Origin of the sequence: Mycobacterium sp. E2733 (assembly GCF_001667585.1) — a bacterium.
GTDB lineage: Bacteria > Actinomycetota > Actinomycetes > Mycobacteriales > Mycobacteriaceae > Mycobacterium.
On record NZ_LZJZ01000007.1, the window covers coordinates 1 to 660 of the forward strand.

The window sequence follows — 660 nt, forward strand, 5'->3', positions numbered from 1 at the left end:
CCCGGCGCCCCCCCCCCCCCCCGCGCCGGCCCCGAAGCCGGCCCCGGTCCGCGGCTCGGTGGCGTCCGTGTCGGGTAACACGATCAACGTCACCGGCACCGACCCCAGCGGAAACACCACGCAGACCGCGGTGACGGTCGACGACCAGACCAAGTACAGCAAGCAGACCTCCGCGACCACCGACGTCATTGCGCAGGGCAAATGCCTCTGGGCGCGCGGAACGATGGACAACGGGGGCACGCTCCAGGCGACCAGCATCAACGTGCGGCAGGCGAACGACGGCAAATGCGGGAAGCCCAAGCAGCCCGGCCAGGGTGGCTGACCGCGGCGGAGGCCACCTGAGATTCCCGCCGCTCCGGGCGTGCGCGGTGTGATAACCGCGCTCGCCCGGGTATTCCTGCCGACGGGTGACCTCGCGCGATCGGAGGTGTGACGATGCCTGCCACCTCGGCGAAAATCCGGCTGGCGCGGCTCGCGCTCGTCGCCGTCGTCGCGGTGGTCCTGCTGTGCGTCGCCATGTGCCGTTCGAGCGACACCAAGTCCAGCAGCCCCGCCAAGCCGTCGGCGACGGCGGCCGCCCCGCCCAGCGCAGCGCGGCCAGCGCGGCCAGCGCCCCCCACACCGCCAGGACGACGACGCCGAACCAGTCCACCGACAGGA

Annotated in this window: 1 protein-coding gene and 1 pseudogene; both read left to right on the top strand. The window is 72.6% G+C overall.

What is annotated here, in order from left to right; all coding sequences use genetic code 11:
* Nucleotides 1-322: DUF5666 domain-containing protein (locus A5678_RS00290; RefSeq protein WP_231983539.1), on the top strand; the 322-nt coding region annotated here is incomplete at its 5' end.
* A 113-nt stretch (nucleotides 323-435) separates the two neighbouring features.
* Nucleotides 436-660: pseudogene (locus A5678_RS28245) on the top strand (hypothetical protein); the annotation flags it as partial.